This window comes from Stutzerimonas stutzeri (genome assembly GCF_024448715.1).
Taxonomy (GTDB): Bacteria; Pseudomonadota; Gammaproteobacteria; order Pseudomonadales; family Pseudomonadaceae; genus Stutzerimonas; species Stutzerimonas stutzeri_AR.
Genome location: NZ_JAMOHZ010000005.1, coordinates 237,569 through 256,603, shown reverse-complemented (window position 1 = coordinate 256,603; position 19,035 = coordinate 237,569). Strand labels below are relative to the sequence as shown.

Annotated in this window: 13 protein-coding genes and 1 pseudogene; 9 read left to right on the top strand and 5 right to left on the bottom strand. The window is 61.6% G+C overall.

What is annotated here, in order from left to right:
- The first annotated feature begins 27 nt into the window (after positions 1–27).
- Positions 28–666 (top strand): SOS response-associated peptidase family protein, encoded by a 639-nt coding sequence (locus NAV33_RS13065; protein ID WP_255980671.1) that lies wholly within the window; start codon positions 28–30, stop codon positions 664–666.
- A gap of 515 nt (positions 667–1,181) precedes the next feature.
- On the opposite strand, the gene NAV33_RS13060 is transcribed toward NAV33_RS13065, so the two are convergent.
- Complete coding sequence (locus NAV33_RS13060; protein WP_255980669.1) at positions 1,182–2,309, bottom strand: LysR substrate-binding domain-containing protein; 1,128 nt, start codon at positions 2,307–2,309, stop codon at positions 1,182–1,184.
- Positions 2,310–2,518: 209 nt separating this feature from the next.
- On the bottom strand, positions 2,519–2,704 hold the full coding sequence (locus NAV33_RS13055) for an AbrB/MazE/SpoVT family DNA-binding domain-containing protein (protein WP_255980667.1): 186 nt from the start codon (positions 2,702–2,704) through the stop codon (positions 2,519–2,521).
- A gap of 140 nt (positions 2,705–2,844) precedes the next feature.
- On the opposite strand from NAV33_RS13055, the pseudogene NAV33_RS13050 reads away from it, so the two are divergent.
- A pseudogene (locus tag NAV33_RS13050) lies at positions 2,845–3,463 on the top strand (tyrosine-type recombinase/integrase).
- A gap of 301 nt (positions 3,464–3,764) precedes the next feature.
- Here the strand turns inward: NAV33_RS13050 and NAV33_RS13045 are convergent.
- Together NAV33_RS13045 and qhpR are read right to left on the bottom strand one after the other, a co-directional pair.
- Positions 3,765–4,844, bottom strand: coding sequence for an AraC family transcriptional regulator (locus tag NAV33_RS13045; protein WP_255980665.1), 1,080 nt, complete (start codon positions 4,842–4,844; stop codon positions 3,765–3,767).
- A gap of 6 nt (positions 4,845–4,850) precedes the next feature.
- Positions 4,851–5,891, bottom strand: a complete 1,041-nt coding sequence (gene qhpR / locus NAV33_RS13040; RefSeq protein ID WP_255980663.1) for an AraC-like transcriptional regulator QhpR — start codon at positions 5,889–5,891, stop codon at positions 4,851–4,853.
- A 490-nt stretch (positions 5,892–6,381) separates the two neighbouring features.
- Between qhpR and NAV33_RS13035 the strand changes: the two genes are divergently transcribed.
- The 5 genes from NAV33_RS13035 to NAV33_RS13015 all read left to right on the top strand — a co-directional run bounded on the left by NAV33_RS13035 (position 6,382) and on the right by NAV33_RS13015 (position 14,818).
- Positions 6,382–8,514, top strand: coding sequence for a 3-hydroxyacyl-CoA dehydrogenase NAD-binding domain-containing protein (locus NAV33_RS13035; protein ID WP_255980661.1), 2,133 nt, complete (start codon positions 6,382–6,384; stop codon positions 8,512–8,514).
- A 158-nt stretch (positions 8,515–8,672) separates the two neighbouring features.
- Positions 8,673–9,455, top strand: coding sequence for an SDR family NAD(P)-dependent oxidoreductase (locus NAV33_RS13030; protein ID WP_255980659.1), 783 nt, complete (start codon positions 8,673–8,675; stop codon positions 9,453–9,455).
- A 78-nt stretch (positions 9,456–9,533) separates the two neighbouring features.
- On the top strand, positions 9,534–10,625 hold the full coding sequence (locus tag NAV33_RS13025; RefSeq protein WP_255980657.1) for an efflux RND transporter periplasmic adaptor subunit: 1,092 nt from the start codon (positions 9,534–9,536) through the stop codon (positions 10,623–10,625).
- Positions 10,626–10,628: 3 nt separating this feature from the next.
- Complete coding sequence (locus NAV33_RS13020) at positions 10,629–13,658, top strand: efflux RND transporter permease subunit (protein WP_255980655.1); 3,030 nt, start codon at positions 10,629–10,631, stop codon at positions 13,656–13,658.
- Positions 13,659–13,747: 89 nt separating this feature from the next.
- Complete coding sequence (locus NAV33_RS13015; protein WP_255980653.1) at positions 13,748–14,818, top strand: phosphotransferase family protein; 1,071 nt, start codon at positions 13,748–13,750, stop codon at positions 14,816–14,818.
- Positions 14,819–14,879: 61 nt separating this feature from the next.
- On the opposite strand, the gene NAV33_RS13010 is transcribed toward NAV33_RS13015, so the two are convergent.
- Complete coding sequence (locus NAV33_RS13010; protein ID WP_255980651.1) at positions 14,880–15,461, bottom strand: TetR/AcrR family transcriptional regulator; 582 nt, start codon at positions 15,459–15,461, stop codon at positions 14,880–14,882.
- Positions 15,462–15,908: 447 nt separating this feature from the next.
- Between NAV33_RS13010 and NAV33_RS13005 the strand changes: the two genes are divergently transcribed.
- Together NAV33_RS13005 and NAV33_RS13000 are read left to right on the top strand one after the other, a co-directional pair.
- Entirely contained in the window at positions 15,909–17,333 is a 1,425-nt protein-coding gene (locus NAV33_RS13005) for a DUF1329 domain-containing protein (RefSeq protein WP_255980649.1), read from the top strand.
- A 21-nt stretch (positions 17,334–17,354) separates the two neighbouring features.
- Complete coding sequence (locus NAV33_RS13000) at positions 17,355–19,031, top strand: DUF1302 domain-containing protein (protein ID WP_336605379.1); 1,677 nt, start codon at positions 17,355–17,357, stop codon at positions 19,029–19,031.
- The last annotated feature ends 4 nt before the right edge of the window (positions 19,032–19,035 follow it).

Below are 19,035 nucleotides of genomic sequence, written 5' to 3'. Positions count from 1 at the left end.
TCACCTGGCGACAAGAGGAAAAAACGTATGTGTGGAAGGCTTGCCCAACACCGAGCGGCGGAAAAGTACCTGGCATCTCTTGATTTGCAGCAGGCCATGCTGATTGGTCGCAACGGGGGAGAGGAGATCCATCGTTTCAATGTTGCTCCAACCACACGCGTTGATTTAATCAGGCCGAGTGAAAACGGGTTGATTTGGAAAGCAGAACGTCGGGGATGGGAGCCTTCCTGGGCATCACGCAGGGTTCGCAACATAATCAATGCAGCACGCGAGAAGGTAGCGACTAGCGCGTACTACCGGGCTATATGGCCGAACCGGGCGATCGTTGCTGTGGACGGCTGGTATGAATGGCGCGAAGCTCCTGGCGCAAAGCGCAAACAGCCTTACTACATTCGGCGTGCTACGAATGAACCGCTTTTCATGGCGGCGGTAGGGCAGTTTTCAGCGCCAGATGAGGAGCCTAAAGATACGGACCAATTTCGGATTGTGACTGCGGATGCGGAAGGTGGCCTGGTCGATGTTCACGATCGCCGTCCAATCGTTTTCGCGAAGGAGGTCGCCCGAGAGTGGTTGTCTGACATAGCCCTGGAGTACGCCAGTAACTTACTGGACGAGCAGGCCTTACCAGCAGATGAATTCGTTTGGTACCCGTTAGCCACGAAGTAGGAAACGTGCGCAACGACGCCTCCCTGATCATTCCCGTGTAATCTCCGCCTCAGTCAGGCTACTTGCCTGCCTGGGTGCCCGTGGCCCGCTAAGTGGAACCCAGCGACTGCTTTCGGCCGAGGCTGTGTAAAAACGTTTTTGCCTGGGAAGTGTCCAGCGAATCGTGTCCAAAAGCGTGTCGCTACGAAAGATTCAGGTCTGCCGGGATAACCAAGCCCTGTCAGATTTTACGTAGGAGCGCAGACGTCGAACCGGCAACGCGTTTTTACACAGCCTGGGCCAGAAGCGGCCATCTGTACGCCCGTATCGTCAAAGCATGGGTGGATGCCATTGGCCTTGATCTAGCGATGGCTAGCGCCAGGCCGTCGCTAACCGGCCAGGTGCGGGCATTAGCGAGCACCTGCTTCCGGTCTCATCGAGATGCGGAGCACCGGCTGTTTTCAACAGAGTCGACCCAAAGTCATCATTCGCGAAGCAGCCCATCCCGTCGATTTTTTGGGCTGCTTCAAATGGCTTTACAGCGTCACGAGAATCTTGCCGACCCGGGCATTGGCTTCCATGTGGCGATGCGCTTCGGCGATCTCCTCGAACGCAAAGGTTCGGTCGATCACCGGGTGCAGCTTGCCGCTGGCCAGTCCAGCGTTGACGAAGGACTTGGCCTGCTCCAGCTTTTCCGGGTTGCCGGTGATCTCGAAGAGTTCATAACCCCGCAGCGTCAGATGCTTACCGAGCACATCCATGACGGGCACGGGGATATCCTGGGCATCCAGCGCACCGTACTGGAAGAAGATGCCCTGCATGCCCAGCACCTTGAAGATCTGGCCGGCGTACGCACCGCCGACGGGGTCGAAGGCCATGCGGGCGCCTTTGCCGTCGGTGACCGCCAGTACCTGAATTAACAGGCCTTTATCGAGATAGGGCTGCAGGGCCGGCCTTACGCCCTGCAGCAAGCCGAGCCCTGCCAGTCCGCATGCCAGCAGCGCCTCGGATTCGTTGGTCATGATGCCGCTGCGCAGCTTCAGCGTGACGATGGTGTTCTCGACACGAAAGGCCCAGTCCACCACCTTGCGCTCGCGCCCGGTGAAGAAGTTGACCGCCCGGTACTGATCAAGGTCTTCCAGATTTATAGGCATGCCATACCGCTCCAGGTACTGCGGAGAAGCGCAGGTCACCATCGGTATCGCACCGATCCGCCTCGCTACCAGGCCGGAGTCCTTAAGCTCACCCAGTCTGACAACGCAGTCGATGCCGTCGTCGAACAAGTTCACGGGCTGATCCGTCGCGCCCAGGATCAGTTCGATCAGCGGGTAGCGTTTCTGGAAATCAGGCAAGGCCGGAATGATTACGGACTTTGCCAGTGTGACGGGCAGGTCCAGGCGCAACCGGCCTGTGGGGACAACAGCATGGCTGGTAAACGAACTGAATGTGTCATTCACCTCTTCCAGGAGCCGTGTGCAGCGTTGATAGAATTCGCCGCCCTCTGTGGTCACGCTAACCTTGCGCGTAGTCCGGTGCAGCAACCGCACTCCCAACTCCCGCTCAAGCTGCTGTACGGCCTTGGTGATAGTCGGGCGATGTAATTGCAGAACCTCGGCGGCTTGCGTGAAGCTACCGCTATCCACTACCTGAACGTAGATCCGCACTGTCTGCAGCCGATCTATGCTCAATTCCCGCCAGTAATCATGAAGGGCCACATCTTTGCATAGCTGCCGTCGCTCGACTTCATGGGTACGGGATGGCGTGTTTTGCTTTGGAACGTACGACGCGTCTAGGCCATCGGCAGCTCTTGGCCGGTAGCACCGCTCTTCAAACGCCGCAGTCAACCGCATTCAGACATTGTCTGGGTCTATGACTAAGCGTCCTCAGCTCGCTGCTTAAGTTTCAAGCAGATGTTGTCCTCTCCCGCCTCAACTGACAGTTCATCACCCAGACTCCATCCGAGCTGCTCAAGTAGCTCGGATGGGAGCTCAACGATGACGTCGCCGCTGCAATCCCCGGGGTCTTGGCATACAACACGCCAGCTTCCAGATGTAGTCATAGATTTGCTCCTCAAGCAGTGGGCCCAGTATGGCAAGCTTAACCTCGGCAGATCCGCTTCGCGGTGGGGCAGTTTTCTGTCGGTTAGCGACCACTGCTCTGGCTAGCCATCCTGGTCTTCCCAAACGTGGAGGACTTGCCATGAACATCATCGCTACCTGCTGCCGACAACCCTGCACAAAGGAAAATTGGTCGGACAGAAAACTCCGCTCCGACTCAGAGATATCTGGGCCATCCGAGTAAGGCTTCAAATTGCAGAAAGAACCCGGGATCTCGCTCTCTTCGATCTGGCCATCGACAGCAAGCTTCGGGCCTGCGACTTAACCAAGCTCCGTGTGTGCGACGTTGCACATGGCGAGCAAGTGTCATCACGGGCCATGGTTATGCAGCAGAAAACGCAGCGGCCGGTGCAGTTCGAGATAACTGAGCAAACATGGTCTGCTCTTGCGGCCTGGATACATCAAGCCAGCTCCGCAGCGAGGACTGCCTTTTCCCTAGCCGGCTGCATACCTCAGACCATCTATCCACTCGTCAATACGCCCGTATCGTCAAAGGCTGGGTGAAAGCCATTGGCCTTGATCCAGCCATGTATGGCACTCGCACAATGAGACGTACGAAGGCATCACTGATCTATCGCAGGACGAAAAACCTGCGGGCGGTTCAACTGCTGCTCGGCCATACGAAGCTGGAGAGCACCGTACGATATCTGGGGATTGAGGTCGATGACGCCTTGGAAATGGCGGAACAGACTGAAGTTTGACAATGCAATGCAGCGCGACGGTCGAGGCCAGGCCGTCGCTAACCGGCCAGTAGCAGACATCGCGCCAGACGGGATGAGCGGCAGATGTCTGCTGAAATGGGCATTCTGCCGAGTGATCTGAAATGGACAGCGTATCTGGTTCGTCGTCGAGCCGCGGAGCGTCCCTCTTTGGAGTCATATCGGCTCCATGGCGCGTCGAATGTGCCAAGTCTCAAAAATAGCCGCCAGAACGAGCAGCATTAGCTGCATGGCAATGCAAAGCTGCAGGCGCGCGGGGAAGCATCACCTCGGAACCTGGCGCCTATGGATCGTCGCGTTCGGTTCGTCTATGCAAGGCATTCAAGCGGGAGGCGCGCAGCAAGCGTGGCTGCCGGTTGGGGCAGTGGCGCTTTTGCCATTCAAGGGGAGTGACTTGGAACCAGCGGTTGAATGCTCGACAGAATCCACTCTGGTTCGAGTATCCCAGCAGCCCTGACATCTGCGTCATGCTGATGAACGGGTCTTCCATGTAGCGGCAGGCCATGTCTTGGCGTGTTTCATCGAGCAGTTGCTGGAAGGACGTGCCTTCCCGAGACAGGCGACGCTGCAGGGTGCTGGTACTGAGAGCCATGCAGTCGGCGACCTTCTCGGCGGTGGCGCGGCCGCCGGGTAGCAGATGGCGGAGCAGTTGCCTGACGTAGCTGGGCAGGTCGTCGGCCGACAGGCGCTCCATCTTATTCATGTGCTCGACGGTCAGTTGGTGTAGCCTGGTGTCGGCGGCGCTCAGCGGCGACGAGAGTGCAGAGATCGCAAACTGAAGACCACTGCAATGCGCCGAAAAGGTGGGCAGAAAGCCGAGCGCTTGCCGATAGCCTGCCTCGTCCTGCAGAGCAGGGTGCCGTAGCAGGATGGCCCCGGGCCGCCAACCATCGCCCAGCAGGGCACGCAGCAACTGCACACCGACACCGCAAGCCAGTTCCTCGGCCAGGGGCAGGCCGGGTAGGTCGAGTTCGTTCACCCGGTAGCTGAGGGTGGCGGTGTCGCCGTCGATGTCGAAACCTATGTCGGCCGCACCGTTGTACAGGGAGTAATTGGCCCGAAGCTCGGCAAGCGCGTCGCCGACCGTCCGCGCATTGCGAATCAGATAGAGCAGTTCGCCGAACGCATTGATGCCCTGGAAGAGCCCGAGCTGCAAGCCGAATAACGCATTGCCCGACTGGCGCTGGCAGATATCCAGCAGTGCGCAGTAGCGGCGGAAGGCAATAATGCCGTCATGCCGAAGCAGGCTCTTTTGCGGCAGCGCGGCGCGACGCAGCATGTCCGCCGGGTTGAGTCTTTGCTGGACGGCGAACTCGGCGAAGCCGACTAAGCTGAGCACGCGGACGAAAGGGTTGAAGGACATGATCTGCTACTCGTCGAGGCGGCCTGGCGTCATACAAACGGATGGGGCGGCTGTTGTGCACTGCCGGTGGCGTTTCCACTGCTGCGGGCTGATGCCGTTCCAGCGCCTGAAGGCTCGGGAGAACGTGCTGAGATCCGCATAGCCCAGAAGTCCGGCAAGCTGCGTCAGGTTGAGGGAGGAGTCGCGTAGGTAGCGCGCGGCCAGCGCCTGTCGTGTGTCGTCCAGCAAGGCCTGAAAGCTGGTGTTTCCCGCCCGGAGATAACGCTGTAGGGAACGGGGGCTGAGCTTCATGTGTCCGGCAACCTGCTCAATGGTCACCTGGCCATGGGGAAGCCAAATACGCAGCAGTTTCTGCACATAGACGGGCAGCTCCTGCAAAGTGATCCGCGCCAGTTCATCGAGATGAAATCGTGCCAGTTGGCAGAGCCTCTCGTCCGCGGCGCTGAGTGGGCTGTTTAGCAGCGCCTCATCGAATACCCAGGCATTAACCGGGCTGTCGAAGCGGGGCGTGATTCCCAGTTGGCGGCGGTATGCACCGGGCTCTGCGCTGGGCGAATGCCTGAGCAGTAGTCCGAGCGGTTTCCAGGCTTGATGCAGCAGACCTTGCATCAAATGGGCGCTTATCCCCATGGCTAGCTCCACGGTCTGACGGACCGACTGGGCCTCCCCATCAGTCACCTCGTACAGGAGCCTCGCGTAGCCGCCGTGACGCTCGAGCTGGAGCTGCGCGCCATTGCTGTGGACATGGAAGTAATGCATTAGGGCTTGCAGCGCTTCGCCCACCGAGCCGGCATTCTGGATCGCGTACAGCAGGTTGCCCAATGCCTGCGCGCCCTGGTGCAGGCCAAACTGCAGACCAAACAAGGGGTTGGCCGAGCGCTGCGCGCACAGCTCCAGCAGGGCATTGAATTGCACGCCGGAGATCACCCCATCCTGGGCGTCGCCAGGTAGGCCGATCTCGACCAGGGTAGCGCGTGGATTCAGCCCTTGGGCGAGAGCGAAGTCTTCGAAGCCCAGCAGGGCGATGCCATGGACGAAAGACGTCATCGCGGATGTCCGCACGATTGATTGGTTGAACCACAGGACCGCTGAACCCGCATTGTCGTGATCCTTCAGCAAGACCCTTGGACGGCTGCGCGGCAGTGACATGATTTGAATATTTTATGGCGCGATCTGCAAAGCGACAATCCTGGGCTCTGATCAAAATTTGGCCATCTAACGATAAAGACGCTGCGTTTGGCTGCGGCCGAACGACGGAGGTTCGCCATGCGTCGAGTCTTCGTTGCCTGCCTAAGCGTGGCCCTGCTGGCGGGGGCCATCTACTCCTGTGAGTTCCCGGCCAGGATGAGCACCGCCAAGCCCCAGCCGGTGTATCCGATTGCCAGCTTCGGCGACGTGTTCCGACGTTTTTTGACGACGCAAGTGCCGCCACGGTGTCCGGCCTGTTCGACGCCCGTGCCGTGAGCCCGTGATCGATTGTTTTTTGACATGCAACCTGCCAGGCGGGACAGCCGGGCGCGCTATCCAAGGATCTCGAATGAGCGACCTGATTCACTACCGACTTGACGACGGCTTGGCCCTGATCGGGCTTGCCCGTGCACCGGTCAACGCACTGGACCAGTCGATGCGAGCAGCCATTTCCGAAGCTTGTGAACGCGCCGCGTCCGATCCGCACGTCCAGGCCCTAGTCCTCTACGGTGAGCACGGCCTGTTCAGTGCCGGTGCCGATATCCATGAGTTCGGCACCGAAGCCTTTTTCGCCGGGCCCGATCTGCCCAGCATCCTGGTACGCCTGGCCGGAATCCATAAGCCGATGGTAGCCGCTATTGGCAAGCTGGCCCTTGGGGGTGGGCTGGAACTGGCCCTCGCCTGCGGGTATCGGATAGGCGAGCCGGGAACGCGGCTGGGCTTGGCGGAGATCAATCTGGGCTTGCTACCTGGTGCCGGCGGTACCCAGCGCCTGCCGCGGCTAATCGGTATCGAATCGGCGCTGAACCTGATCCTTTCGGGCGAACAGGTCACTGCACATACCGCCCGCCTGCTTGGCATCCTCGATCGCATTGCGCCCAGCGCCGAGCAGTTGCTGGACGAGGCCAAGGCCTATGCCTACGAGCTGATAGGCTGCGGCGCCCCGGCGCGCCCGCCCGAGGCCTGGCCGGAACCGGCAGAAGGGCTGCCGGATGATTTTCTCGCCCGCTACCGCGCCGTGCACGAGCCGCGCTGGAAGAGTCGTCTGGCACCGCGCCTAGTGCTCTCCGCCATGGAAGCCGCCTACCTGCTGCCGTTGGAGGAAGGGCTTGTCCAAGAACTGGCGCTGTTCAAGAGGGCCGAGGCTTCCCGTCAGTCCAAGGCGCTGCGCCACGTATTCTTCGCTGAGCGTGAGGCCGCCCGGATTCCGGGTATTGGCGAGGACACTGCGCTGCGCCGCATCGACAGGGTGGCGATCATAGGCGCTGGCGCCATGGGCGGCGGCATCGCCATGAATTTCGCCAACGCCGGCATCCCGGTGGCCCTGCTCGAGCTCGACGGGGCGGCGCTGGACCGCGGGCTGGCGCAGATCCGCCAGAACTATGAGACCAGTCTCAAATGCGGCAAGCGGACTGCTGGACAGGTGCAGCAGCGCATGGAGCTGCTTTTCGGCACCCTCGACTATGCCGACCTGGCCAATGCCGATCTGGTGATCGAGGCGGTGTTCGAGAACATGAAGGTCAAGCAGCAGGTATTCCGCCGGCTGGATGAGGTGTGCAAGCCGGGTGCGATCCTGGCCAGCAGCACCTCGTCACTGGATGTCGATGCGATCGCTTCAGTCGTTTCTCGTCCACAAGACGTGATAGGCCTGCATTTCTTCAGTCCGGCTAACGTCATGCGCGTTCTGGAAGTGGTGCGCGCCCGGGCTACGGCTCCGGACGTACTAGCCACCACCGTGGCCGTTGCCAGACGTATCGGCAAGCTGCCGGTGATCTCCGGCGTCTGCTTCGGCTTTATCGGCAATCGCATGCTCGAACCCTACGCGCGCGAAGCCCACCGCCTGGTGCTGGAGGGAGCGACCCCGGCCGAGGTGGACGCGGTGCTCACCGGCTTGGATCTGAACATGGGTGTATTCAGCATGTTAGATCTGGCCGGCCTCGATGTGAACTTCCTGATTCGCAGCTCCAATCGTGCCGCTTCTGCTCATGACGAGAGCTACTGTCGCCTCGGTGACGAGCTGTACGCCATGGGCCGGCACGGGCAGAAATCCGGGCGTGGCTTCTACCTCTACCAAGGACGCAGCCGGCAGGAGGATGAGGAGGTGGTGGCACTGTCTGCGCACTTGGCTGATGAGTTGCAGGTGCCGCGACGCCGTATTGATGAGCAGGAGATTCATGACCGTTGTCTGTTCATGCTGATCAACGAGGGCATCCAGTTGCTGGACGAAGGGATCGCCCTGCGCGCCAGCGATATCGACCTGGTCTGGATCAACGGCTACGGATTTCCTGCCCACCTCGGGGGACCCATGCACTACGCCGAGCACCTGGGGCTGGACAAGATCCTGAGCGGCATCCAGCACTATCGCAGTGCGCTTGGCGAGTACGGCGAGATGTGGTTCCGCCCGGCACCACTGCTGGAGCGCCTGGTGGCCGCGGGCCACAAGCGAATCGAACGACTCTCAGCTCAGAGGGCCGATTGCTGAGCTGGTGCGCTAAGAGATCCACTCGCTATGAGCGGCATCCGGCTCTTCGTGGCTGGGCTTGCCTGCTCCCTATTACGTCAACCCGCCGAGCCTGGCCAGCCAGCCGATACGCTGCGCTGCTGGGGCGAGGTGCGTTTGCTGCTGTCCGAGGTTTACCGATGAATCACGATTACGCCCAGAACTTCTCCCTCGCCAATCGCGTTGTGCTGGTTACCGGTGCCTCTAGCGGCATTGGCGCGCACTTGGCGCGGGTGGCGGCTCGTGCCGGCGCCCGGGTGGTGCTGGCGGCTCGACGCATCGAACGGCTAACGCAGCTCACTGCCGATATCGAATGGGAGGGAGGCCAGGCGTTGTCGGTGGTTCTCGACGTTACCGACCGGACCAGCGTGGAGGCAGCCTTCACAGCCGCCGAGGTGCACTTCGGTGTGGTCGAGGTGGTGCTCAACAACGCCGGCATCGGCAATGGCCAGCGTCCGCTGGAGATCAGTGAGGAAAACTGGCGCGCCATGCTGTCGACCAATCTCGATGGCGTCTGGCGCGTGGCCCAGGTTGCCGCACAGCGCCTGGTCAAGGCCGGGCGCGGCGGCAGCATCGTCAACGTCGCCTCGATTCTCGGCCTGCGGGTCGGCACCGGCTACAGCCACTACAGCGCGGCCAAGGCTGGCGTGGTGCAACTGACTAAATCGCTGGCGCTGGAGCTGGCGCGCTTCGGCATTCGGGTAAACGCCATCGCTCCGGGCTACTTCAGCACCGAGATGAACGAGGCCTTCTTCGCGGGCGACAAGGGCGATGGCTATATCCGCGCCATGGTGCCCATGCGCCGGCTGGGAGAGCTGGAGGAGCTGGAGGGGCCGTTCCTGCTGCTGGCCAGCGACGCCGGCGCGTTCATGACCGGCAGCATCCTGGCGGTCGATGGCGGTCACTTGGTGGGCAGTCTCTGAGCCGGCATGGCCACGGGAAGGATTGGCGAGGCGTACTCGCTGAATTGAACTTGGGCTGTGGAGTTGTAGGAGACACATTTGAAACAAAGTTATCGACTCATCCAGACGGCTTCGCTCTGTTTGGCCTTCGCCTTGGCGCTTTCCGGTTGTGGCGAGCAGGGGCAGGAAACGCTCAAGCCTGTCTCTCGACCAGTAAAGCTGATCACGGTTGGTGCAACCGAAATCGGGCGAACGTTGCGCTTTCCCGGTAGCGTCTCGGCGGTCAAGCAATCGGACATGGCCTTCGAGGTCTCCGGTCGGATCATCGATATTCCGGTCACCGAGGGGCAGAGAGTCGAGGCCGGTACGGTGCTGGCGCGCCTCGACCCCAGAGACTACGAGGCGGAGCGGGATCGGGCGCGAGCGGAACGCAACGCTGCGCAGGTGGAGTTCAACCGCTACGAGTCGGCCTTCAGGGCGCGAGCCGTGGCGGCGCAGGAGCTGGATCGTGCCCGGCGCAACCTGGCGGTGGCCGAAGCGAACCTGCGCCAGGCCACTAAGGCCATCGAGGACGCGGTACTGCGTGCGCCCTTCGTCGGGCGGGTCGCGCGCAAGCTGGTGGAAGAGTTCGCCAACGTGCAGGCCAAGCAGCCGGTGTTGATCCTGCAAAGTGACGATGCCATGGAGATGCGTGTCCAGGTTCCCGAAGCGCTCTGGATTCGCTCGCAGCGTGTCAACTCGGCCGCGGACATCGGGGAGATCAACTCGCAGATCCGCGTGGTGCTGAGTTCGCTGCCCGATCAACCGATTGCAGCAAAGATCAGCGCTTTCGCCAGCATGGCCGACCCGGTGACTCGGACGTTCCGCGTCACTGTCGGCTTCGAGCCGCCGGCCGGCAGCAGCGTCAGCCCCGGTATGACTGGGCACGTTGCCTATAACCTGCCGGTGGAGAGCGCGGCGGCAGGTTTGCACATTCCCGCCGATGCCGTCGTCGCCGCGCCCGACAACGCACCCTTCGTCTGGCTCTTCGATGCGCAGAGCGGCACGGTGCAGCAACGTCCCGTGACGCTGGGAGAGCTCAACGGCAGCCGGGTCTTGGTGACTTCCGGGCTGGCGGTTGGCGAGCGCATCGCGGTCTCGGGGGTGCACACGCTCAGCGACGGTTTCCCCGTGCACGCCATGGAGCATTGAGCGATGGATATCGCCGCTGTCGCCATCAGCAAACGCGTAGTCACCCTGGTACTCACCGGGACGATGCTCGTCGCCGGGCTATTGACCTATGGCAGCATGAGCCGCCTGGAGGATCCGGAATTCACCATCAAGGAGGCTTTGGTCGTCACGCCCTATGCTGGGGCTTCGGCCCTGGAGGTGGAGCAGGAGGTAAGCGACCGACTGGAGAAAGCCGCGCAGCAGCTCGGACAGCTGGAGCGCGTGCGCTCGAAGTCCGAGCGTGGGCTTTCGACGCTGACCGTGACCGTCAAGGACAACTACGACCGCGAGAGCCTGCCGCAGGTTTGGGACGAGCTGCGGCGCAAGATCGACGATGTGCAGCGCGATTTGCCACCGGGTGCCGGGCCGTCGATCGTGCTCGACGACTACGGCGACGTCTACAGCGTGTTCCTAGTGGTGACCGGCGACGGTTACGGCTATGCCGAGCTCAAGGACTACGTGGATGGGCTGCGCCGCGAGCTGCTGCTGGTGCAGGACGTCGGCAAGATCACCACCTTCGGCGAGCGTCGCGAGGCCATTTTCGTCGAGTTCAACAGTGATCGCTTGTCGCAGCTGGGTCTTGCACCCGCCGCCATTGTCGAGGAACTGCGCCAGAAAGGTGTGGCGACGGATGCCGGTCGAGCGCGGGTGGGCTCGGCCTTCGTCACCCTGGCGCCCTCGGGTGGGCTCAGTTCGGTCGGGGATTTCGAGGCGTTGCTCATTCATGGCGGTGACGGTCGGCAGTTCCATCTACGTGACCTCGCCAGTGTTCGGCGCGGCTATGTGGAGCCAACCGCCGCCGAAATCCACTTCGACGGTCGGGCCGGTATCGGCCTCGGTATTTCCACCGTCTCCGGCGGCAACGTGGTGACCATGGGCGAGGCGCTGCAAGCGCGCATGGCGGAGCTCGATGGGCAGCGCCCGGTCGGCATGGAGTTCGGCATCGTATCCCTGCAGTCGGAGGCCGTCACCACCGCCATCTCGGGCTTCGTCGAGAGCCTGTTGGAGGCGGTTGCCATTGTTGTTGCAGTACTGCTGCTGTTCATGGGCCTGCGTAGCGGGCTGCTGATCGGCTTCGTGCTGTTGTTGACCATCGCCGGTTCCTTCCTGTTTCTCAAACCGATGGGGGTCGCGCTCGAGCGTATCTCGCTGGGCGCGTTGATCATCGCGCTGGGCATGCTGGTCGACAATGCCATCGTGGTGGTCGACGGCGTGCTCATCCGCATGCAGAGGGGCGAGAGTGCCGAACGGGCGGCTTCCACCGTCGTCAAGCAATCGGCCTGGCCGCTGCTCGGTGCCACCCTGATCGCGATCCTGGCCTTTGCCGCGATCGGTACCTCGAATGACGCTACCGGCGAGTTCTGTCGCTCGCTGTTCCAGGTGGTGATGGTCTCGTTGCTGCTGAGCTGGGTGACGGCGGTCACGGTGACGCCGCTGCTATGCGTCATGTTCCTGAAAGCGCCGACGACCGATCAGGTGGATGCGGATCCCTACAGCGGCGGTTTTTACCGTCGTTACAAAGACTTGCTGCGTGCTTGTATCAGGCGCCGCTACCTAAGCACAGCAAGCGTGGCCGGCCTGTTCGCCGTCTCCCTGTGGGGCTTTACCTTCGTCGAGCAGAGCTTCTTCCCCAGCTCGACACGCCCCCAGTTCATGGTGGATTACTGGCTGGCCCAGGGTACGCACATAGACGTCACACGCGCTGAAGCCGAGCGGGTCGAACGCTTGCTGCTCGAGCAGGACGGGGTAACGCACGTGACGACCACCCTGGGCGAAGGCGCGCTACGCTTCCTGCTCACCTACCAGCCGGAACAGCCCAACCCGGCTTACGCGCAGTTTCTGGTCAGCGTGGACGATCACCGCCTCATCGCCGACCTCATGGCGAAATTCGAGGTTGAGCTCGCCACCCGCTTCCCGGATGCGCTGGCCTATGCCTCTCCGTTCGAGCTCGGCACGGGAGTGAGCGGTAAGATTCAGGCTCGGCTCAGCGGCCCCGACCCAAGCGAGCTGCGCCGGCTTGGCGACGAGGTGCAGCAGATCTATCGGCGTGATCCCGACGCTAAGGCGGTGCGCACCGATTGGCGGCAACGGGTAAAGCTCGTACGAGCAACCCTGGCCGAGGAGCAGGCCAACCTCAACGGCATCACCCGTGCCATGGTGGCGGCGGCGATCCGGGAGGGTTTCCAGGGCGTGACCGCGGGCGTCCATCGCGAGGCGGACCTGCTACTGCCGATCATAGTGCGCGTAGACGAAGCTTCGCGTAACGACATCGATGGCCTGGCGAGTCTGCAGATCTGGAGCCCGGTGGCGCAGAGGATGATCCCCTTGCAGCAGGTGGTGCGATCATTCGAAACCACCTTCGAAGACGAGCTGATCCATCGGCGCGACCGCAAGCGCACGCTCACCGTCTACGCCGACCCGAGGCAAGGCCATGCGAACGACCTGTTCGCGCGGCTGCGCCCGCAGGTCGAAACCTTGCCGCTGCCACCCGGCTACAGCCTGGAGTGGGGCGGGGAGTACGAGGACGCCGGCAAGGCCCAGGCCGGTCTTGCCGCGACCATTCCGGTGTTTATCGCAGTCATGGTGCTGATCACCATCATGATGTTCAACACGCTGCGCCAGCCCCTGGTTATCTGGTTATGTGTGCCGCTGGCTCTGATCGGCGTGTCCGCGGGTCTTCTGCTCACCGGGCAGCCCTTCGGCTTCATGGCCTTGCTAGGCTTCCTGAGCCTGATTGGCATGCTCATCAAGAACGCCATCGTGTTGATCGAGCAGATCGATCTGGAATGCGACGAGGCCAAGGACTTGTTGCCGGCGATCATCGATGCCGGGGCGAGCCGCCTGCGCCCGGTAGCGATGGCCGCGCTGACGACGGCGCTCGGCATGATCCCGTTGGTCTTCGACGCCTTCTTCGTGTCCATGGCTATTACCATCATCGGCGGTCTGCTGTTTGCGACCGTCCTCACCATGGTCGTGCTGCCGGTGTTCTATGCGCTGATCTATCGAGCGCAATAAGCCAGTCGTGAGCCTCCGTCTCGGGGCGGCCGGCAGGCCGTGCCGATTCGATAGGTCCAGTTCAACAACCCGCAACAGATGAGACGAGCATGACCCTGACAGACCAGAGCACCGTTATTCGTACGGGCGAAGAACTCGACGCCGCCACCATCGACGCCTACCTCAAGACCCACATTCCCGGGCTGAGCGGCGAAGTCAGGGTCAGTCAGTTTCCCGGCGGCGCCTCGAACCTGACCTACCTGATCGAATACCCGCAGCAGGAGTTCGTCCTGCGCCGTCCGCCGTTCGGCCATAAGGCCAAGTCGGCCCACGACATGGGCCGCGAATTCCGCATCCTCAACCAGCTCAACGCGGGCTTCCCCTACTGCCCCAAGGCCTACGTGCACTGCACCGACGAGTCAGTGATCGGCGCCGAGTTTTATGTGATGCAGCGGGTCAACGGCATCATCCTGCGCTCGGACATGCCGGCCGAGTTGAATTTCACGCCCGAGCAGACCAGCGCGCTGTGCAGGAGCTTTATCGACAAGCTGGTCGAGCTGCACAAGGTCGACTATCAGGTCTGCGGCCTCGGCGATCTGGGCAAGCCTGAGGGTTATGTGCAGCGTCAGATCGGCGGTTGGATCAGCCGTTACGAGAAGGCCCTGACCCCCGACGCGCCGCTGTGGGAGCCGGTCAAGGCCTGGCTCAGGGACAAGATGCCGGCCGACCACTCCAAGCCGGGCATCATCCACAACGACTACCGCTTCGACAACGTGATTCTCGACCCCAGCAACCCGATGCAGATCATCGGAGTGCTGGATTGGGAGCTGACCACCCTCGGCGACCCGCTGATGGACCTGGGCAATACCCTGGCCTACTGGATCGAGGCGGGCGACCCACAGCCCATGCAGTCGATCCGCCGCCAGCCGAGCAATGCCCCGGGCATGCTGACGCGCCAGCAGTTCGCCGACTACTACGCCGAGCGCGCTGGGCTGCCAGCCATCGCCAACCTGGATTACTACTACTGCTACGGCCTGTTCCGCCTGGCCGGTATCGTTCAGCAGATCTACTACCGCTTCTACCATGGCCAGACGCGGGACCCGCGCTTTGCCGAGTTCATCCAGATGAACCGGCTGCTGGAGCAGGCGGCCCTGCAGGTCATATCTCGGTCGCGCTTGTAAGACGTGTTGCGCTGCCGCTCGGGGATTGCCAACCCGGGCGAAAAGGGCGTCAGCGCAGAGATCAGCGGTTGGCCACGAATAGCTTCAGCGCCTGGCAGGCCGTCTCGGTTTCGGTCTTGAGCCGTGCCGAGTCCCTGTGAGCGGCCCAGGCGATGATCAGGCCGTCGGCCAGTTGAATGAGCAAGCGACTGGTCGATTGCAGGAACGCCGGATCTAGTTGATTGCCAATGGCCCGATCGAGCTCTCGCTCGATGGCCTCGGAGGCCACCGCGAAGATCTTGCTCGCCATCTCCGGATTGTTACGCAACGTCCAGTAGAACAGCTCGGTCTGCGCCTTGGCCAGTTCCGGATGTTCGGTCAGCCATGTGATCAGGTGGCGCAGCATCTCTGCCGCGCTATCGGCTGCGGTCGAACCGGCGGCCACATGCTCCAGCGCCTGATAGGGCAGGTCGAACAGTGACTCGTAGACCGCATAGAAGAGCTCGTCCTTGGTGCGGAATACGTAGTGCAGGGTTGCCAGAGGGCAATCCGCGGCCGCCGCGATGCGCCGCGTCGTGGCGTTGGCAACGCCATGTTCGGCGATCACCTTAACGGTCGCCTCTACGAAGTCCTGTCTGCGCAGTTCAGCGCCCACTCTGGCCATAGCTATCTGATCTCCTTTGGCTACTTGCCCAACTGTCTTCATGGGACTCGACGCCGGCGGATGCTACCGCATCGGCATTCGCCGAGTAACGGGTCGAGCCGTATCAACTTCCGCGCTCAACCTTCCCGCGACAGGCGGGCAGATTGGCAAACGGCCAAGCCCCTTCTCAATAAACATAACGAGTGTTTCGTAAATACTCAGAATGGTGCAGTGTGCTGACCAAGGTGGTGCGTATTGGGTATTTGGGTATCGCCACCGAGGGCGCTTAAATCTCATAACTAATTGAAATAAAAGGAATATTAATAAGGTGTAATGATGGCATGCGGTTTGCTTTGGTCAAATGACTTGGTCAAATGATCAAGTCATTTGACCAGAAGTGTGGCACAGCCCGATTCTCCCCGCCAGGAAGCTCGGGTGGCCGGTTCAAGCCCCATGAGGACTATTCCAATGAATGAAGTAATTGAGCGCTCGCGCCTCGGTATCTCCACCTTCAGTGGCGCAAAGCATCTGATCGTGGCATTGGCGGCATCCGCCGCCATCTGTGCGGTTCAGGCTGCGGAAAAGGATCCTGCACTGCTAGGTACCCAGCTGACTCCGCTGGGAGCAGAAGCAGCGGCAAGCGCCGATGGGGCGATTCCGGCATGGACTGCACCTGGCCCGCAGGGCGGGAACTGGAGCTACGGCGAAGTGCGTGGCCAGCACTGGAAGTTCAAGGACGACAAGCCGCTCTATAGCATCGATGCCAGCAATGTCTCGCAGTATGCGAGCAAGCTGGCGCCCGCCCAGCTGGAGTTGTTCAAAAAGCTGCCGGGCTTCCGCATGGATGTCTATCCCACCCGCCGCAGCTGTGGCGTACCGGATTTCGTCGCAGAGAACACCAAGAAGAACCTTGGCTTCGCCACCCTGGACAGCGATGGTCTGGCTCTGCAGGACGCTCATGTCCCGGGCATTCCCTTCCCCATGCCGAGCACCGGGGCGGAGGTGATGTGGAACATGAAGATGCATTACCGCGGCGTCGGCTTCGTTATGGCCAAGACGGTCTCTGGCATCTCGCCGCGCAAGGCCGGGGGCGACTGGCTGCGCACCTCGCTGGACTGGAACATGTATACCCCATGGGGAGAGAAGGGCAGCTCGTTGTTCTCATCCCATGACCGGCTGGAAACCGCCACCTACTTCAGCTATTACGACCCGGTCTCACTGGCTGGACAGGCCGGTGTGCTAACCACCAAGGCCGGCGAGGAGACCACCACCTTCTATTACTTCCCCGGCCAGCGTCGTGTACGTCGGATGCCCGCCTACTCCTACGACGCGCCGCAGATCGGCCTCGACAACCAGTACACCATCGACGAGTCGAACATCTTCTACGGCCCGTTGGATCGCTTCGACTGGAAACTGGTCGGCAAGCAAGAGCTGATCGTGCCCTACAACTCCTTCGGCGCCTATGACACCTCGGCCAAGATCGAGGATGTTGCCCAGCCCGACTACTTCGCCCCCGAGTACCGCCGCTACGAGCTGCATCGTGTCTGGGTCGTCGAGGCCACGGTGCGTCAGGGCATGCGCCACCAGGCGCCGAAGCGGGTCTTCTACATCGATGAAGACAGCTGGAACGGCCTGCTGGCGGTCGACTACGACAAGCAAGGGCAGATCTGGAAGGTGCGCGAAGGTCAGCTGATTCCGGTTTACGAGACCGGCAGTTGCGATGTAGCGGCCCAGGTCCAGTACAACCTGATCGATGGGCGCTACCTCTATGACATGACCTCCATCGGCGTGGGCAAGAAGGATCACCGCTGGCTGACCGAGGGCGAAGGCAACCCGCGTATGAAGCGCGACTTCTACTCCTCCGACAACCTGCGAACCACCAGCGAACGCTAATCGCGAATTTTGGGAGCCGACATGAAAAGAATAATTTCTAAAGCATCGGGTCTGGTCATTGCCTGCACAACACCTCTGGCCATGGGCTTCACCTTCGAGACGGAGAATATCCGCGGTTCGTTCGATTCCACCATCGGCTGGGGCATGGGGGTGCGCACCCAGTCTCAGGGGTGCGATCTGATCAACGCCGGTGCGACTGGGCACGGCGCGCCAGGTGGATGTCTGGACTCGAGCGTCTCCGGGATTGGCGATCAGGGTAACCTGAACTACGACAAGGGCGACCTGTTCACCCACTACCTCAAGGGCGTCCATGAACTGGTATTGAAGTTCCCCGAGGACTTCACCTTCATGGCGCGCGGCAGCTGGAAACGTGATTTCGCCGCCACCCACACCACGGGGACGCTGGGTGCCGAAACCCAGTTCTGGCAATCCATGGGCTCGGATATCGGCAGCGACGGGCTGACCGATGACGCGCGTGACGAACTGAAGTTCAAGGCGCGCTTGCTCGATCTGTGGGTGAGCAAAAGCTTCGATGTAGCCGATCATCGGGTACGGGCGCGCTTGGGTAACCAAGTGATCAACTGGGGCGAGAGCCTGTTCGCGATCGGCGGCGTCAACGCCACCAATTCCTATGACTTCCAGGCCCTCTCGAGCCCCGGAGTTCAGCTCAAGGAAGCCGTGCTGCCCGCGCCAATGCTCAGCGTCGCCACCGGGCTCGGTTACGGCGTGAACGTCGAGGCCTACTACCAGTTCGGCTGGAACAAGAGCGAACTGCCACCGGTAGGAAGCTACTGGTCGACCTACAACGTGATCGGCGAGGGTCTGGAAGCGTACGGCTACGATGACGAGGACGCCCGCGACAGCGGTCAGTGGGGACTCTCGGTGCGCTGGCAGCCGCAGGACAGCGATATCAACTACGGTTTCTATGTTATGCGCTATCACGACAAGCTGCCGCAGGCGCGCTACGACCAGGCCACCTTCGCGCCCACCTGGATCTACCCGGAAGACCGCATGCTCTATGGCATCAGTGCCAACCTGCCGGTCGGCGACTGGGCCGTGGGTACCGAGCTGTCCTATCGGCCCAAGGAGGCGGTGCCACTCAACCCCTTGCCTGGCCTCGCATTCGGTCCGGCGCCTTGCTCGGGACGGGGAGGGGAATGCTGGAAGGACACCAAGAAATTCCAGTGGCACCTGACGGGCATCTACAGCCTGACCAACGCCAACTCCCCAGACTTCCTCGACTTCACCGGGGCCAGCACCGGTACCCTGCTGACCGAACTGGTGCTGGTGAAGTACCCGGGTTTGCATGACAGCTACGACGGCGAGCTGGTTGCCCCGGGGGCCAATACCTGGACCGAGGATCTGTCGAAGTTCCCGCCAAAGGCCCATGGCGACGCGACCTCCTCGGGGATTCATCTCGATTTCAGCCTGACCTATGACGGCAGCCTGATCCCGGGCTGGACGGTGACCCCGGGCATTTACTACCAGCAGTCGCTGGGCAATGGTCGCACGCCATCGGTGTACTCGACCTATACCCGGGATGCCAGCGCGATGAACCTGTATCTGAACTTCGTGCGCAACCCGGGTAACTGGCAGGTCAGCTTGAACTACGCGAAGTTCAACGATGGCGACACCCCTTACGACCAGATGCTGCGTGATCGCGATTACGTTGGCCTGGCGATTTCGCACTCGATGTGAGGCA

Excerpts from the sequence above, each read along its gene's own strand:
- NAV33_RS13065 (WP_255980671.1), top strand. The coding sequence starts at position 28 with ATGTGTGGAAGGCTTGCCCAACACCGAGCGGCGGAAAAGTACCTGGCA.
- NAV33_RS13055 (WP_255980667.1), bottom strand. The coding sequence starts at position 2,704 with ATGACTACATCTGGAAGCTGGCGTGTTGTATGCCAAGACCCCGGGGAT.
- NAV33_RS13045 (WP_255980665.1), bottom strand. The coding sequence starts at position 4,844 with ATGTCCTTCAACCCTTTCGTCCGCGTGCTCAGCTTAGTCGGCTTCGCC.
- qhpR (WP_255980663.1), bottom strand. The coding sequence starts at position 5,891 with ATGACGTCTTTCGTCCATGGCATCGCCCTGCTGGGCTTCGAAGACTTC.
- NAV33_RS13035 (WP_255980661.1), top strand. The coding sequence starts at position 6,382 with ATGAGCGACCTGATTCACTACCGACTTGACGACGGCTTGGCCCTGATC.
- NAV33_RS13030 (WP_255980659.1), top strand. The coding sequence starts at position 8,673 with ATGAATCACGATTACGCCCAGAACTTCTCCCTCGCCAATCGCGTTGTG.
- NAV33_RS13020 (WP_255980655.1), top strand. The coding sequence starts at position 10,629 with ATGGATATCGCCGCTGTCGCCATCAGCAAACGCGTAGTCACCCTGGTA.
- NAV33_RS13015 (WP_255980653.1), top strand. The coding sequence starts at position 13,748 with ATGACCCTGACAGACCAGAGCACCGTTATTCGTACGGGCGAAGAACTC.
- NAV33_RS13010 (WP_255980651.1), bottom strand. The coding sequence starts at position 15,461 with ATGGCCAGAGTGGGCGCTGAACTGCGCAGACAGGACTTCGTAGAGGCG.
- NAV33_RS13005 (WP_255980649.1), top strand. The coding sequence starts at position 15,909 with ATGAATGAAGTAATTGAGCGCTCGCGCCTCGGTATCTCCACCTTCAGT.
- NAV33_RS13000 (WP_336605379.1), top strand. The coding sequence starts at position 17,355 with ATGAAAAGAATAATTTCTAAAGCATCGGGTCTGGTCATTGCCTGCACA.